This is a genomic window from Bacillus sp. RO2 (assembly GCF_012911845.1).
Taxonomy (GTDB): domain Bacteria; phylum Bacillota; class Bacilli; order Bacillales; family Bacillaceae_I; genus Sutcliffiella_A.
On sequence record NZ_JAAXCU010000041.1, the window covers coordinates 187,175 to 203,397 of the forward strand.

A 16,223-nucleotide genomic window follows, 5' to 3' on the forward strand; every position below is an offset into this window, starting at 1 on the left:
TTTAAGGTTAATTTAAGGATTTGTTAAGGTTCTGTTTATTTTCAATATATAAGATAGAAAGGTGTTTTTGTGACGAGTTCAATGGAGGGGATTATGAAAGTAAATTGCGGGGTTGTAACTATATTTTTTATATGTTGTGTATTCTTTTCAACTGATCTACATGTATATGAGAATGATTTAGAAAAGCTACAATCTAAAAATAATCAAATTGTACCATGGGGACAAAAGTTAGTTGGTGTAGATTATTCCACCGGGAAGGATGTTAAAGTGGCCGTACTCGATAGTGGAATAAATGATAATCATGAAGATTTGAAGGGTAAAGTTGTGAAAAAATTTAATGCCATTCACCCATCAGAAAAAGTAAAAGATGACTTTGGCCACGGCACAGCAGTTGCAGGCATTATCTCGGGAAACCACAACGATATTGGTATTGTAGGGATTACACAGAGTGTGAGCATTTATGATGTAAAAGTGTTGGATGAAAAAGGGAAAGGAACGATTGATTCTCTAATTAGAGGTATCCAATGGAGTATTGATGAGGGTGTTGACATAATAAACATTAGCCTCGGTGTAGAGAATGACTCAGAAGAGTTGCACGCAGTTATTAAAAAAGCAATTTCTAGTGACATAATTATTGTTGCAGCAGCCGGAAATACATATGGGTTGTATGTGCAGTACCCAGCTAAGTATGAAGGAGTACTTTCCATTTCTTCCATAGATGAAAATCTTCATTCTACCTATTCAGCTACAAGTGGAAAAATTGATTTTGTAGCCCCTGGACAAAACATCCTCTCTACTTCGAGCAATGGAGAATATCAATTATTTGAGGGGACTTCGTTTGCTACACCTTTTATAACTGGATTCACCGCTTCCATTTTATCTCACAGCTCCTCCAAAGTAAGTATTGATAACGTTCTACAGTCGTTAAAAAAACACTTTAATTTTGCAGAAACAAATATGAACCATAAGGGGAGAGAATAACCTATGAGGAAACTTTTGATAAAGATTATGGTATTTACAATGGTGCTAAGCACTTTACCAATGAAAAGTAATGCAGAAGAAGTTACTCCTGTTCAAAGAACATCAGAAAATTCTAGCATACTTACTGATACTTTACACACAGAAGTTACGAAAGAAACCGATCAACAAATAGTGGTAAATAGTAAGCTAAATACTCAAAATTTTAAAGCTAGTGTTGATGTCCACCTATTCGTTGAATCAGAAACAATAGAGGTATTTGGGAATGTTATTGAAACTAGTGGAGACATTATTGATGTTCACTTTGATGTTACGGTTATAGAATCAAAAGATGAACATTTTGTAGCAATATTTCATGATAAAGCAACAGGTGAAGATTACGTATATAACAGCAAAGAGGTTAATGCATCCATCCTACCCGCAATTCCCATTATAGTAGCATTTATCGCGAGAGCTGGTGTACAAAAAGCAATACAACATTTTGGAAAAAACACATTAAGAGAAATTGCTAAAAATATGACTAAAGCAGATAGTCCCGTTTGGAAAAAATTCAGTAGTTTCCGTGGAAAAACTAAGACAAGCGGTTCAGGTAAGAAAAAACGATATTATGAATGGGATAACACTCATAATGATATAGAAGTTTACGATCACAAGGGAAACCATCTAGGTAGTATGGATCCTTTGACAGGAGAAATGTATAAACCCGCTGTCAACGGTAGAAAAATCAATTTATAATTAAGTCATCATTGAACAAAGAGGTGCATCAAAATGAAAAAAACTAGAGGCTGGAAAAGAAGAGTTCGTCAGTTGGATAAACTTATAGAAACTCATTCTTCTTTTGATATCCAACAATTAACGGAGTATAAAGTGGATAACTTAAAGTTGTTCTCCTATCATGATATTCACCTTGTCCCTGCATGGTATAAAAAGAAAGTAGTCTCCTCCATGCTAGAACTGTATAAAGTGTGGAAAGAACAAGCTGCGGCGGAACTGGATGAATTCTACATAAGGCTTCATATTCACTCCCAAAACATCTTTAATTCTGAAATAATTTTAGCAATAGATGACAAAATGGAAGTATATAAAGAGCGGTTCCACAACGAAAAAAAGGAACCATCTTTACCACCCTGGTTAAACTCTAAGGATGACTGGAAGACGTTTCACTTGCATTCTACTTGGTTAGAAGATGAGCTGGATACTTTATCAGATCAAGAAAAAAACGCTTTACTTCAAAGGCTTGTGGAAACAAAAAAAGCACCCGACTACAATGGTAACATGATCAAGATATATGTAATCAATGAAGAAATTGTGTACTTTTTGGAGTCAGTTTGGGGATAGGCACGCTGACCAATATAATGTTTAAATAAGCCCGAAAGCCGAGAATATCAAGTGTTCTCGGCTTTTTACTCTTCTTTATGCCCCTTTCTCTCTATTCCTTAAGGAACCTTAAGATTTCCCCTCAGAGAGAAATTGGAGAAAGAGACAGGCAAACGCTACATAGAGCTTCAGGCAAGCACAATACGTTCACAATAAATATGGAGCTACCACTAGATTAAAAGAGAAGCCGTAATTCAATACAAATTTTACCTTACACATTTATTAAAAAACAATTGACAGAAGTAAAACACATTTTGTATTATATGTTTAAACACTTAAACATTTAAATACTTTAACAAAAAGGAAGGTAATTTATATATGACGAAAACAGCTGTAATCACAGGCGCATCTAGCGGACTTGGATTGGACTTTGTAAAATTATTTGCAAATGATGGCTATAACTTAGTAGTGATAGCACGCAATGAAGAAAAGCTTCTAGAAATAAAAAGAGATTTTCCAAACGTGAACGTTACAGTAATTCCTAAGGACTTAAGCAAGCCTGGTGCAATAAAAGAAATTGTAGATGAAATAAAAACACAGAAAATCTCAGTGGATGTATTAGTAAATAACGCCGGTTTTGGTTTATTGGGATCCTTTGAAAGCTTAAATATAGAGCAGCAATTGAATATGATCCAGCTCAATGTTTCCTCCTTAACCGAATTAACCTATCATTTGCTTCCAGATTTGAAAGAGAGTTATTCTGGAAAAATATTAAACGTAGCAAGTACTGCAGCATTCCAACCAGGACCTAACATGGCCGTCTACTACGCAACAAAAGCTTTTGTTCTATCCTTTTCAGAAGCATTGGCGGAGGAGTTAAAAGAAGATAACATCACAGTGACTACTCTATGTCCTGGCGCAACCAAAACAAATTTTAGCTCTGTTGCAAAAGTAGAAAACACGAAAATGTTTAGCAATGCGATGTCTTCTGATGTTGTAGCACAACAAGGGTATCATGCTTTAATGCAAGGAAAAGGTGTGGTGATAACGGGTGGATTTAATAAAGTTGGGGCATTGGCCGCAAAATTTTTGCCGAGAAAAACGGCAGCTAAAGTTGCGAAGCTTGTCATGAAAGAAAACTAAAACTATAAATGAGGCCACATCCATGACACAAAAAGCAATAGATGTTTTTCGGTCCTGTATCCCGTTGTTTACCACATTAAGTGATCCTGCCAGGCAAGATATCATATTACTATTGGCAGAACACGAAAGCCTTAGTGTCGGAGAAATCGCCAACACGTCCTCCCTTTCTCGACCAGCAATTTCTCATCATTTAAAAATTTTAAAAGACAACCGATTGGTGCAGATGGAACAAAAAGGAACCATGCGCTATTATTCGTTAACCTTGGACACTAGTGTGAGCCAGTTGAAAGCTTTAGTAGACATTGTGGAGAGTGAATGTATGGGGTGAGGGGACAGGCACGCCGCCCCCTTTCCCCTTACACATACGCAGGAAAGTCGAGAATCCCAGGGATTCTCGGCTTTTTTTCATTCTAGAAAATTTCTTAAAAGTCCATTCATTATGTTATGATATTTAAGTTATTTATCTACCATCCTACACATGCACATACAGCTTAGAAAAGAGGTATTTATGCAATCTGAAAAATTAACGAGGCAACATTGGTTGCTCATCTTAACCCTTTCTTTATTAACATTTGTTCTTGGTACAAGTGAGTTTGTTATAGTGGGGATCTTGACGGATATTTCCTCAAGCCTTGCTATGTCTAATGCAAAAGCTGGTACGCTGGTTTCTGCGTTTGCGATTACGTTTGCCATCGCCACACCGATTGTGATGTCTGCAACCAGTCATTTTCCAAAGCGTAAATGGATGTTGGTGTTGATTGGAGCGTTCATTATTTTCAACGCATTATGTGCTGTTTCTACGTCCTACACGATGCTGCTTGCTTTTAGGATTCTAACGGCCATTGTCACAGGAGTTCTAATTTCTTTGGCCATGATTGTAGCAAGTGAAACCATGCCCGCAGCAAAGCGCGGACTTGCGATATCATTTGTGTTCGGTGGTTTTACCCTTGCGAACGTCATCGGAGTGCCGATCGGGACAGTCGTGGCATCCTGGTTTGGATGGAATTCCACTTTCATGCTGACCACCATACTGGGAGTATTGGCGTTCCTGGCTTCCTATTTCGTCCTGCCCAGCAAGCTCAGCCAAGTTCGAAGCTCAATCAAAGATCAGTTCTCGTTGCTGACCAACCCGAGAATATTGATCGCCTTTTTCATTCCGGCGCTCGGATTTGGAGCAACCTATGTCGTTTTCACCTATCTTGTTCCTATCCTGGAGGGAATGGGCGCACCAAGCTATTCCATCAGTTTGATTCTTTTCGTGTACGGTTTCATCTCGATTTTCAGCAATATCCTGGCAGGTAAAATAGCCAGCCATAATGCAATCGGTCGCCTTCGATTTGTGTTTCTTGTACAGGCAGCTGTATTGATCAGCTTATTTTGGACCATTCATCATTTTGGATTGGGACTTGTCAACCTTGGATTGATGTCGTTAATGGCCATTCTTTTAACTACATCCACCCAGCTTTACCTGATTGACCTAGCCAAAATTTATCAACCAACAGCAACTGGACTGGCCGCTTCCCTCATGCCAGTGGCAAGTAACGTCGGCATCGCGTTTGGGTCAGCCCTAGGCGGAGTCGTGTACCATAATGTTGGCCTTATTCATGTCACTTGGGTTGGCGGTGTTGTTGCGGTTGGTGCGAGTCTTCTGACGTTTTTAAGTTATTATTTGGATCAGAGAGATGCGTCGCGGGAACAGGCACGCTGACCCGTATTTTCATCATTTAAGCGCACAAAAGCCGAGAATAGCATATATTCTCGGCTTTTCACATTGTCTAATTTTTTTTGGATAGTGGATCGAGGTGTACCCTACAACTCATTCTCTTTCTCAAACGCATCCAGCAACGCACGTACTTCATCCGTTGATTTGGTGTTCATGAGTTGATTTCTCAGTTCTCCGGCTCCACGGAATCCTTTCACGTAAATTTTGAAGAAGCGGTGAAGCTTTGAAATGGAACGTGGTACTATCTCAGCATAATGATCTTGAAGGTCTAGCTGTAGCCTCAAAAGATCGAGGTACTCTTTGCTACTGTGCTCTTTCGGCTCTTTTTCAAAAGCAAAAGGATTTTTGAAGATGCCTCGTCCAATCATGACGCCGTCAATGCCATATTTCTCGGCAAGCTCCTGGCCCTTTTGACGGTCAGGAATATCTCCATTGATGGTTAGCAGCGTATCTGGTGCAATGCGGTCACGCAGTTCTTTAATTTCTGGAATCAGCTCCCAATGCGCATCGACTTCACTCATTTCTTTTCGCGTACGCAGATGAATAGAAAGGTTCGCGATGTCCTGTTCTAGGATATGTTTTAACCATTCCTTCCACTCATCTACTTCTGTAAAGCCTAGTCGTGTTTTGACGCTGACAGGAAGTCCGCCCGCTTTTGCTGCCTGAATTAGTTCGGCTGCTACATCCGGTCTTTGGATTAGGCCGCTCCCTTTTCCCCTTGTCGCCACATTCGGTACAGGACAACCCATGTTAATATCGATTCCTTTAAAACCTAGCTCCGCCATCCCGATACTCATTTGACGGAAGTATTCTGGATTATCTCCCCAAATATGTGCCACCATTGGTTGTTCCTCTTCCGTGAAAAGCAAGCGCCCGCGTACGCTGTCTTTGCCTTCTGGATGACAATAGCTGTCAGAGTTTGTGAACTCTGTAAAAAATACATCCGGTCGCCCAGCTTTCCTTACCACCGTGCGAAAAACTACATCTGTCACATCTTCCATCGGCGCCAGCACAAAAAACGGCTTCGGTAAATCACGCCAAAAATTATCTATCATATCAAGCTCAAATCCTCTCGTCATAATTGCAACTTCTAATACCCGTTCAAAAATTTCACACTAAATAACTTTATAACATGCTTCCTCCCTAATTTTCAAACACTAGTATTTGGAATTACTGCTAAATGAAAAATGTATTGCGGTCTCCATGGTATACCATAATTCAAACAAAAACGACTCAACACTAAAAAAATGTAGAGTCGTTTTGCCCGCCTAAATTTACATCCATTTTACTCCTGATTCTTAAACACGGCAAATGGAACTATAAAAGCATAATAAGCTGCAACAATATCTTTTGTGGAGCCTTATAAAAAAGGGACTCCGACAACAATAATGTCTGAGAGCCCACATTTTCTATCTAATATTCTCTTATGACACAGCCTTTATAAACCTCCTCTATGTCCAAACCTTTGTCCATTCCCATAGAGAGTTCCACTACTTTAGACAGAAGGTTTTCCTCCATCATCGAGTGTATATATAAAAATTCTGTGGTACCTTCTTTTGTTTCTTCCACTTCTTGAAAAGAATTAAGTTTATAAAAATAAATGGCTTCTTTCACCAGTTTTTTGATGCAATCGACATTTTGCTGATCAAAATGTTCCATCCTGTCTATTGTATGTTGGACAAAGTCCTGTAAATTTGCGCTCATATACATTCTCCTTATGGTGATTTCCCTAAGGATACCATAACCTCTAGACTGAATAATATTCTCCCGTTTCTACATCAGCGATATAAGCATGGATAGGTATGTCATTGGGAATGAACGGATGACCTTTCAGGAATTTTTTGTTTTTCTCCATGACATCCTGCACTTTTGATGGACCGACCAACCAATCCAAGACATCATGATTGACTACATCAATATAATTAAGGGTGTTGATTGTTCCTTGTGATACACCTGCTTGCTTCATCTTACTTAATAATTCCTCTTTATCCAGGCTGCCTACTTTCCTGTCTTGTTCCCCGATAAGATAGATTTCATCAACATTTTCACTGTACAATGCCAAAATAACATTTCTGATCAAACAGCCATAAGGTTGGGAAATGACAGCCCCAAAGCTATTCAACACCAACAAATCCTTTTCCTGTCTATTGGTTATGATCGGAAGTAAAGGCTGCATATCTTGATTGATACTAGAAATAACAATTGTTTTTTTCGTTAATGAACCTACTACATTGGACATTTTTATTCCTCCCTTATTGTACCCATTTTGCCATTTCGTAATAAATAGGTATTCCTATGATTAAGTTAAAAGGAAACGTAACTCCTAAAGATAAGCCTAAATAGATTGATGGGTTGGCCTCTGGAACCGAGGTTTTCAGCGCTGCAGGTGCGGCAATGTACGAAGCACTTCCAGCTAATACGCCCATCAATGTCACTCCCCCTAACGATAAACCTACAAAGTTTCCTACAAGAACTCCTAAAGCACCAAATAAAAGGGGCGTAACTAAACCAAATAACAGCAAGGGCAGCCCGTGCTTTTTCACCTCTGGTAAGCGCTGGCCTACCATCAATCCCATATTTAAGAGGAAAAGAATTAACACGCTGCCGTATAAGTCAATGAACAAAGGTTTCACCATCGGGATTGCCTGTTCCCCAACGATCCAGCCTATGATTAAACTGCCAAGGAGGAGTAGAATGCTTTTGCCGAATATACTTTCCCTCAACATGTCTTTATCAAATAAATTAGCGGATGCCGGAAGAAACCCCATGCTCTGTGTCGAATAGATCGGATAATCCTTTTTATTTTCTAAGATTTTTAATAAAAGAAACGAAACTAAAATGGCCGGACTCTCCATTAACACCACTAATGCATTCATAAACCCTTCGTACGATGTACCGCTTTTATCTAAAAATGAAATGGCAGCTCCATACGTCACAATACTTACTGACCCGTAAGTCGCGGCCAATCCAATCGAGTTTTTCAGATCCATTTTGATCATTTTCATGATAAACAAGGTTAGAAAAGGAATGACGATTCCTAAAAATAAGGTGCCAAGTATGGGTGCCCACACCGTTTCGATGGAGTAGTTCGAAAGCTCCATTCCCCCTTTTATCCCAATTGCAATTAACAGGTAAATGCTTAATCCTTCACTTAAACCCGTTGGAAATTTCAAATCAGATTTAAAAATGGCAGCAATAATGCCTAATACAAAAAACAACACCACAGGTGATAACAAATTTTGAACAATTATGTCATTCATCCAACTTCCTCCCATCCATTTTTCCACCATAAAAAAAACCGACATCATCAGCATACAAGTGGTACAAAACAAACCACTGCTACTGAAATGTCGGTTTACCTTCAACACGCCCTAAGGCTTTTTAAAGATCTCCCTTTATAGTGGATATTACATTTTCTTCTCCAAATCTTCATATAACTTAAAGACCATGACACGTTCACCTGTACGAGAACTAATGTCTGTATGAAAGCTTTTCACCTTTTCCCCCGTGATTGTAAAAATAATATCCTTCAGATTACCCAATCCTGATTCTACTAACTCTGAACGAGTTTTCTTAATTGTCAACATTCCCTCTTTTGTTTCACACACGGAATACTCAGCAGGTGTTAAAACCCCATTCAAATTAACAATGATCATATCCCGTAATATATCTGCTTTAACAGACACAGACCCACGTCCAAGATAATCCTTTTCCCATTGCGTAATTGCTTTGCTTATATCTGATTCCATAGCACCTTTTGATTTTTTTATGATCATCACGCTTCCCCCCTGAACAAAAAATCGGTGCATCCCTTAAGCCTATACTTAAGAAATACACCGATTTATCTTATATTTGCCTTTTATCTCTTAAGAAATACTTTTTCATCCTGTCAAACAATCGTTTAACAGCCTGCTAAAGCCCTCTAGGTAACAGTAAAAAGGAAAAATAAAATCTCTCGAATATAAATTTATATTTAAATTACCTTAAAACGATAAGGATGTCAAGAGGGATTCTAGGGGACGGGCACACTGACCCGATAACCTTTTTTACATGCCTTTATTTACCTTTCACTAGGATCATTTTGGCACGTTCAAAGTACCATTATGAACTTCCTTCTAAACGTTTACCTATTATTTCTTAATAATGGACAAATGACTATCCTGTTTCTATCCCAATGAATACTATAGATAGACAATATACTCAGAGAAGGGAATGAGCAGCTTGGAAGAACTCATTATGCCGTGGGATGATGCTGATGAAACCTTAGGTGAATTTTATGTTCCGCCATATATAGAGCAAATGGCAGACGAAGTCATTAAGCATTATGATTTCACCGTGAGTAGTAGGGTAGTTATTACCACGAAGGCAGATAAAGGCGGACTAATATGGAAAATGGAAACAAACAAAGGTCCAAAAAGCTTGAAAATACTCCATCGAAGACCGACACGGAGTTTATTTAGTATAGGGGCACAGGAATATTTAGTGAACGATAAGAATGCTCGAGTGCCTGCGATTATCAAGACAAAAAGTGATAGTAATGTCGTAGAAATGGGGGGGAAGATTTGGTTTGTAGCTGAATGGATCGAACCGCTTCAACCAGTTTCTGCAGACATAGAAGGGGCAAAGCTATTGAGCAATGCAATCGGAGAATTTCATCAACTTTCAAAAGGATATGTTCCACCTAAAGGAGCAGAGGTCGCTTCAAGGCTTTACCGTTGGCCAAAAACGTATCAAAAAGTGATGAAAAAAATGACATGGTTCCGAGATATTGCCAAGTTATATTCGGAAATGCCTGCAAGCAAGACCATTTTGAACACAGTTGATATGTTTGAAGAGCAGGCTAAGAACGCCATAACAAAGTTGGAAGAATCGCCTTATCAACAGCTAGTCGCTTTGGGCAATGAAGAATGGGGATTAGTTCACCAAGATTACGGATGGTCGAATGGCCAAATGGGTCCAGGAGGAATGTGGATTATTGACCTGGATGGAGTGGCGTATGATATCCCGATTCGAGATTTACGAAAATTAATCGGCGGATCGATGGATGATCTCGGTAAATGGGATATTAACTGGATTGTTGCCATGTTGGATGCATACGATGAGGCCAACCCGATTACAGATGAATTATTCGAAATCCTATTAGTCGAGTTCTCCCTTCCTAACCTTTTTTACAAGAATGTAAAAGATATCTTATTTGAGCCAACCATCGCCTTAAGTAGCGAACTTGATGCTGTCGTAAATAGAATCGTTGAAATCGATCAAACCAAGTGGCCTGTGCTGGAACAATTACGCGCAGAATGGAGAGGGGGAAAAAGAAAATGAAGGTACTCATCGTTAGTACGGAAAAGCTTCCAGTCCCACCAGTAAAAGGCGGTGCGATTCAAACATATATATCAGGAGCTGTTCCAAGCTTAAAACAAAATCATTCGATTACGATACTAGGACGGCAAGATGAAACCTTGCCTGATAAGGAAACAAAAGATGGAATTCAGTATGTAAGAGTTCCAGGAGGACTATTAGAGACTTATCGGGCAGGAGTAGTCGAATACATCAAAGACCAGTCTTTTGACTTAATTCATATTTTTAATCGTCCCCGCCTTGTTTTACCCATCCGGGAAGTAGCACCGAAATCAAGAATCATCTTGAGTATGCACAATGACATGTTTAAACGAGAGAAAATTTCGCCTGAGGAAGGCAAGGAAGCCATTGCACAATTAGATAAAATCATTACCATCAGCAATTATATCGGAGAGGAGATTGTCAAGCTATTTCCAGAGGCTGAAAATAAAGTAAAAACGATCTATTCAGGTGTTGACCTAGATCGCTTTGTTCCTGTTTATTCTAATAAAGGGAGAAATATTCGAGCATCCATGCGTCAACAACATCAGCTCGGATCTAAAAAGGTCATTTTGTTTGCCGGCAGGCTTTCTGCAAACAAAGGGGCAGATATACTCCTACGATCCATGGAGGACTTATCCAAAAAATTCCCAGACATCGCGTTAGTTCTAATGGGAGCCAAAGGCTTTAGTGATAATCGAATGAGCGATTATATTGCCTATATCAAATCGATTGCTGACAGGCTTCCTATACCAGTAATCACTACCGGATTTGTTCAGCCAGACCAAATTCAAGACTGGTTTGCTACGGCAGATATATTTGTATGTCCATCGCAGTGGGAAGAACCGTTAGCCCGTGTCCACTATGAAGCGATGGCAGCAGGGCTACCGATTGTGACGACAGCTCGAGGAGGAAACCCTGAAGTTATCGAAGTTGGAAAAAATGGTTACATCGTTGAAACACCGGAAGATTCTCAAGAATTTGTCACTCATATCTCTAAGTTACTTTCCAACCCTTCCCTCTGTAAAAAGATGGGCGAATATGGCCGACAATTCGCTGAAGAAAATCACAATTGGGACCGTGTGATCAGCGATATATCTGCGGTTTGGAGTGAAATTGAATACAAAATCAAACATAATATTGCCCTTGAAGTAACCGATGAGGAGCTGGAAAGTCTAGAGCTACCCAACCAAGATCTTCCTAAAGATAAAGAAGAAACGGAAGATAGCGCTATCGTTCTAGAAGAGAAAGAGATAGAGATCCAAGAGAAGGAAGAAGCACCGAAACCAAGACAACCGAGAACAGTAGCCGAATATTTCAATTACATGTTTTTTATGAACAGAAGAAACCCCTTCTTTTCAGATATTGATTTATCATTAGATGAAGAGATAGAACAGTCTATTGTCATAATGGAGGAAATGGAAGAGGAAATGGAGAAAGAAGAGAAACGAGAGGCAACTAAACCCGTATCTCCTGATAATAAAGAAGAGAAAACTTCTCCTATTGAAGAAGAAGTGCCAAGACCACCGAAGAAAAAAGTGAGGAAGAAACCTAGTGAGTCTAAACCTTGGATTAATAAAGAAGTGATTGTAGAAAAGAGAAAATAAACGGTTTTCAAGTAATGGCTTAAAAAACACAAAATGAGGATGAGAAAAAAGGTTGACTGGTTACCTTTTTCTCATCCTCATTATTTGTATCGGCGATTACATTCCACCAAACATTCGATTAAATAACGGTTCCTCTTTTTTCGGAGTTAGTTCATCATATACGTTCATTAATCGGTCAGCAACGTGATGGAATTGGAAATTCGATTCCACTAATTCTCTAGCGTTTTTCGTCACTCGTTCTGCCTCTTGCTTATTTTTTAAATAAAATTGAATCCCTTTGGCAAACTCCCTCACTTGATCATACTCATCAATAACATATCCCGTTTTCTGATGAGATACGACTTCTGCATTTCCCCCTCTGTTAGTAGTGATAACAGGAATTCCAGCAGCGAATGCTTCATAGTGTACCCGTGCTAGTGGCTCTTGCCATTGTGAAGGACATACAAAAATATCACTCATTATAAAGATGTTTGGAATTTCATTTGCTGGGATAAAGTTCGTGAAAATCACTTTATCCCCTAGCGGTTCAGCTAATTTTCTCACATATCGAACATAATTATTAACCCCATTATCACTAAACCATTTTCCTCCTGCAATCACAAGAACAGCGTCAGAATGTCTTTTAGCTATCGCTTTAAAGGCTTCGATAAGATAATGAGCGCCCTTCCCTTTCGTTATCCTCCCTGCAAATAAAATAGCCTTTTTATTCTCGATCTTGTATTTTTTTCGATATTTATTTCTAATTTTCTGGCCTTCTTTTGTCCATACGGGGGGATATTCATTTAAATTGACACCGGAGTAAACCACTTTGATTTTTGATTCAGCTTCCGGAAATCGTGCTAACACGGTTTGTTTTATATAATTACTCACGGTCACAATCCGTTTTACAGAACTTACAATCTCCTGTCCCTTTTCATGGGGGACTTTCTCTTCAGCGAGCATATCATTATGAAGTCCTAGAATAAATTGGCTAGAAGGAGAAGCTTTTTTATAAAGCGGGATGTTTAATGGCCGGTTAAAGACATGAATCATGTGGTACGTATTTTCCCTCAATTTTTGTGCAACATGTACTTCATAATCCTGTTGGGGAAGACGGATGTATTCCACCCCATCACGTGTCTCTTGATCTGGAAGGGCTTCATCGTTTACAGAGAAAATGGTTAATTGATATTTTTCACGGAGAAACGGTGCCACACCGTCAATCATCATCTGAATTGCCCCTCCCCTCACAGCCGGGGAAGGTAATTTTTCTGTACAAATATAGGCAAGTTTCATCCTACACCTCCTTATATAAATCTAGTAAATCCTTTAACTCATATTGAAGCCCTTCTTTTAAGGACACAGTTGGTGAATAGTGTAGTAGCTTTTCTGCTTTTGTAATATCAGCCCATGTATGTCTTGGTTCCCCGCGCGGTTTTCCAATAAAATCTAGCGTAGTTTTTTGACCGGTAATCTCTTCTAGTATTTCAACAACTTCCAAAATAGATTTCCGTTCCTTGCCCCCTATGTTAATCGTTTCCCCAATAACATGGTCCGCATGGAGCACGGAAACTGTTCCTTCCACACAATCTCCTATATACGTAAAATCACGCGTTTGCTTTCCATCTCCGTATATGGGAATGGGTTTCTTTTTAATGATGCATTCAATAAATTTATGAAAGGCCATATCAGAACGCTGTCTTGGTCCATACACGGTAAAATAGCGAAGCATGGTTATCGGTATTCCATCATTTTCACTATACACCTTACACAAATACTCTCCTGTAAGTTTCGTTACACCATAAGGGGAGAGTGGAAAAGGTACACTATCTTCAGAAACCCTCCCTATTTTCTCCCCGTAAACAGAAGAAGTGGAGGCATAAATCAACTTCTTAATAGGAATCGTTTTACACGCTTCCAGCAATCGTTGTGTCACAAGAATATTATTTTCTACATACAATCGAAAGTTGTTTCCCCAGCTTGAACGAACACCTGGTACAGCTGCCAGATGAAAGATAACATCGTCTTTATATAAAACCTTACTCCAATCCAACTCTAGTAAATTTTTATTTAAAAATTGAAAACGTGGATGGTTCAACAGGTTTTTTATATTTCTCCGCTTTATCGGTTTCAAAGCAGGATCAATGAAGCCATCGATACCAATAACTACATTCTCTTTTTCTTTTAATAACCGCTCACATAAATGGGAGCCGATAAAACCAGCAGCTCCCGTCACAATAATTCTCATTTGTCTAGCCACCCCAATAATATAATGAAGTTATATAGCTTTCTACGAAGTTAGGAAAGTAGTTTCACCGTCATCCTTCCTTGTTTGTCTATATAGAAGGAAAATGGATGTGTTTTTATATCCTATTTTGCTTCGTCCGAAACGTGAAAGGAGGATGAGTACGCTGTGTAAAATGGGCTTGAGAGGCAGATTGACAAAAAAAATACTCCTGGCATTTGCTGGAGGCCACTGAAAAAGTCTCTGATTTAAGATGTTCTTTTGACACCGCTGGTGATTTCCGCAAATGGCTTCGCTTTCCTAGGGGCACTGCTGGAGCCTCCTCGGCTACGCCTGCGGGGTCTCCACCTAGCGCTAGCTCCCTCAGGAGTCTTCGCCTTTTGCTACAATCACCAGCTAGGAAACATAAAAAACTTTACGTTATCAGTTTTTCAGTGCCTTCATTCGATCGATCCCGGGAGTTTAGAACAAGCTTTTATTCCAGGTCCTTCAGGTGATTCCGAAGATATTGATTTCGATTTAAAATAAAATTCATCATAAATTCTGGCTCTTGATCAAATAACTCGACTGTATCTTTTTTGTAGGGATCATGTGATAGGTATGAACCTAGTTTGCTGTGGAGATTGGTGATGAGTGGTTCTAATTCTGAAGCAGTAAAGTGTGTGTCTAATATTTCGTTTATACGTAATTGATATTGATTCCGAAACTCCTTAACATCAAGAAGTCTTGCTGTAAGTGTATTAAATCCTTCAATCGGCACCTTATCACATTTCATCACTTTTCCGTTCCAATTCCTACCGAACGTGGCATCAAAATCCCAAGGAATCATTTCATATAATCCTGTTTGACCATTTCGATAAAGCGCATAATTTTGAATGAATGCATCATAGTTCTGTGTACAAATCACCCCGCAAAGCCAATTCAAGTATTTTTTCACGTCCAAGTACTTCACTATTTCCTCCCCAAAAACATGGCGCGGAATGGTGTTTACTTTTGCTATAAACCTCTCCAAATCCAGGTCGTCTTTATCGTCTCCTAACTTACGTAAATACCCTGAGATCAGGGAGTCTTTCAGCTTCCCCTTTGTGGTTAATAAAGAAAAATTAGTTTTATGATTTGTTGCGTAATAGATTGGTCCATAGGGAAGCTCTCTGTTTTGCAAAAACAAATCATCTACTGATTCGAGTAGCAAATAAATGCCTGCAGGCTCACCATTAACCTCGAGGAAAACATGCTTGGAGTCAGGTGCCATACTCCCAATTTTCTTGAAAAATTCAAAGGATAGCTTATTTCGAATTAATGAAGGATCACAAAATTCTGCATTAAGATGAACTTCACGCGCTACAAATTCTTTATTCCATTCATTAAAAATAATTCGATAAGACTTTTTGTTGAATTTCCTCGTATGATTGCCACGGTAGGTTATTCCTATATCATAAGTATGGTTGTTTACTTCTATTTTGGAAGGAATAGGTTCTTCCTGCCAAATATTGTTTTCCAGGGATTGTAGTAATTTAGGTTCTATCGAAATTTTTATTGTAGGTATTTCATTTAATTGCATCTAAATCATTGCCTCCCCCACATATTATCCTTATCATATGAACAAAATTGTGCGCTTGATAATGATTTTATTAAGCAATATGGAGAACCATTAAAAATAGAACAACATAAAATACCGTAACCTTATTTTTAAGGACTTAATTAAAAAGGAGGTAATATAGATGGGGAAAGAAGAAATCTCGAAGTTATATAATGAGGCTAGGGGATATGGACTTGATGGATTCCTAAGCCGTAATCCAGGATCCGCAGGTAATAAAGATACTGAAGTTGAAGTTGGTTCTGGTTCTGGTTCTGGTTCTGGCTCTGGCTCTGGCTCTGGCTCTGGTTCTGGCTC

General features: G+C 39.0%; 16 protein-coding genes. 8 read left to right on the forward strand and 8 right to left on the reverse strand.

What is annotated here, in order from left to right:
• Window positions 1–93 precede the first annotated feature (93 nt).
• From HF078_RS11040 to HF078_RS11065, 6 genes are all read left to right on the forward strand, one after another.
• Window positions 94–981: a S8 family peptidase gene (locus HF078_RS11040; protein WP_169291203.1), complete on the forward strand. Its 888-nt coding sequence runs from the start codon at window positions 94–96 to the stop codon at window positions 979–981.
• A 3-nt stretch (window positions 982–984) separates the two neighbouring features.
• On the forward strand, window positions 985–1,713 hold the full coding sequence (locus HF078_RS11045; RefSeq protein WP_169291204.1) for an SAR2788 family putative toxin: 729 nt from the start codon (window positions 985–987) through the stop codon (window positions 1,711–1,713).
• A gap of 33 nt (window positions 1,714–1,746) precedes the next feature.
• Window positions 1,747–2,316, forward strand: a complete 570-nt coding sequence (locus HF078_RS11050; RefSeq protein WP_169291205.1) for a hypothetical protein — start codon at window positions 1,747–1,749, stop codon at window positions 2,314–2,316.
• 357 nt (window positions 2,317–2,673) lie between these two features.
• Window positions 2,674–3,438 (forward strand): SDR family NAD(P)-dependent oxidoreductase, encoded by a 765-nt coding sequence (locus HF078_RS11055; RefSeq protein ID WP_169291206.1) that lies wholly within the window; start codon window positions 2,674–2,676, stop codon window positions 3,436–3,438.
• Window positions 3,439–3,460: 22 nt separating this feature from the next.
• Window positions 3,461–3,766, forward strand: a complete 306-nt coding sequence (locus HF078_RS11060) for an ArsR/SmtB family transcription factor (RefSeq protein ID WP_169291207.1) — start codon at window positions 3,461–3,463, stop codon at window positions 3,764–3,766.
• A 180-nt stretch (window positions 3,767–3,946) separates the two neighbouring features.
• On the forward strand, window positions 3,947–5,146 hold the full coding sequence (locus tag HF078_RS11065; protein ID WP_169291208.1) for an MFS transporter: 1,200 nt from the start codon (window positions 3,947–3,949) through the stop codon (window positions 5,144–5,146).
• A 101-nt stretch (window positions 5,147–5,247) separates the two neighbouring features.
• Here HF078_RS11065 and HF078_RS11070 read toward each other — a convergent pair whose 3' ends face one another.
• The 5 genes from HF078_RS11070 to HF078_RS11090 form a co-directional block, all read right to left on the reverse strand.
• Window positions 5,248–6,216: a tRNA dihydrouridine synthase gene (locus tag HF078_RS11070; protein WP_169291230.1), complete on the reverse strand. Its 969-nt coding sequence runs from the start codon at window positions 6,214–6,216 to the stop codon at window positions 5,248–5,250.
• Window positions 6,217–6,574: 358 nt separating this feature from the next.
• Window positions 6,575–6,865: a DUF6407 family protein gene (locus tag HF078_RS11075; protein WP_169291209.1), complete on the reverse strand. Its 291-nt coding sequence runs from the start codon at window positions 6,863–6,865 to the stop codon at window positions 6,575–6,577.
• Window positions 6,866–6,908: 43 nt separating this feature from the next.
• The gene (locus HF078_RS11080; protein ID WP_169291210.1) at window positions 6,909–7,400 is read right to left on the reverse strand and encodes a carbonic anhydrase; all 492 of its coding nucleotides are present in this window, start codon (window positions 7,398–7,400) and stop codon (window positions 6,909–6,911) included.
• Window positions 7,401–7,413: 13 nt separating this feature from the next.
• Window positions 7,414–8,421: a sodium-dependent bicarbonate transport family permease gene (locus HF078_RS11085; RefSeq protein WP_169291211.1), complete on the reverse strand. Its 1,008-nt coding sequence runs from the start codon at window positions 8,419–8,421 to the stop codon at window positions 7,414–7,416.
• A 147-nt stretch (window positions 8,422–8,568) separates the two neighbouring features.
• Complete coding sequence (locus HF078_RS11090) at window positions 8,569–8,931, reverse strand: Na-translocating system protein MpsC family protein (RefSeq protein WP_060664385.1); 363 nt, start codon at window positions 8,929–8,931, stop codon at window positions 8,569–8,571.
• Window positions 8,932–9,397: 466 nt separating this feature from the next.
• On the opposite strand from HF078_RS11090, the gene HF078_RS11095 reads away from it, so the two are divergent.
• Together HF078_RS11095 and HF078_RS11100 are read left to right on the forward strand one after the other, a co-directional pair.
• Window positions 9,398–10,483 (forward strand): CotS family spore coat protein, encoded by a 1,086-nt coding sequence (locus tag HF078_RS11095; protein WP_481748012.1) that lies wholly within the window; start codon window positions 9,398–9,400, stop codon window positions 10,481–10,483.
• Window positions 10,480–12,105: a glycosyltransferase family 4 protein gene (locus tag HF078_RS11100; RefSeq protein ID WP_169291213.1), complete on the forward strand. Its 1,626-nt coding sequence runs from the start codon at window positions 10,480–10,482 to the stop codon at window positions 12,103–12,105. The genes HF078_RS11095 and HF078_RS11100 overlap by 4 nt, the downstream gene beginning before the upstream one ends.
• A gap of 96 nt (window positions 12,106–12,201) precedes the next feature.
• On the opposite strand, the gene HF078_RS11105 is transcribed toward HF078_RS11100, so the two are convergent.
• The 3 genes from HF078_RS11105 to HF078_RS11115 all read right to left on the reverse strand — a co-directional run bounded on the left by HF078_RS11105 (window position 12,202) and on the right by HF078_RS11115 (window position 15,890).
• The gene (locus tag HF078_RS11105) at window positions 12,202–13,380 is read right to left on the reverse strand and encodes a glycosyltransferase family 4 protein (protein WP_169291214.1); all 1,179 of its coding nucleotides are present in this window, start codon (window positions 13,378–13,380) and stop codon (window positions 12,202–12,204) included.
• A gap of 1 nt (window position 13,381) precedes the next feature.
• A complete protein-coding gene (locus HF078_RS11110) occupies window positions 13,382–14,332 on the reverse strand; it encodes an NAD-dependent epimerase/dehydratase family protein (RefSeq protein WP_169291215.1) in 951 nt (316 codons plus the stop codon).
• Between the two features lie 472 nt (window positions 14,333–14,804).
• Complete coding sequence (locus HF078_RS11115; protein WP_169291216.1) at window positions 14,805–15,890, reverse strand: CotH kinase family protein; 1,086 nt, start codon at window positions 15,888–15,890, stop codon at window positions 14,805–14,807.
• Window positions 15,891–16,223: the final 333 nt, after the last annotated feature.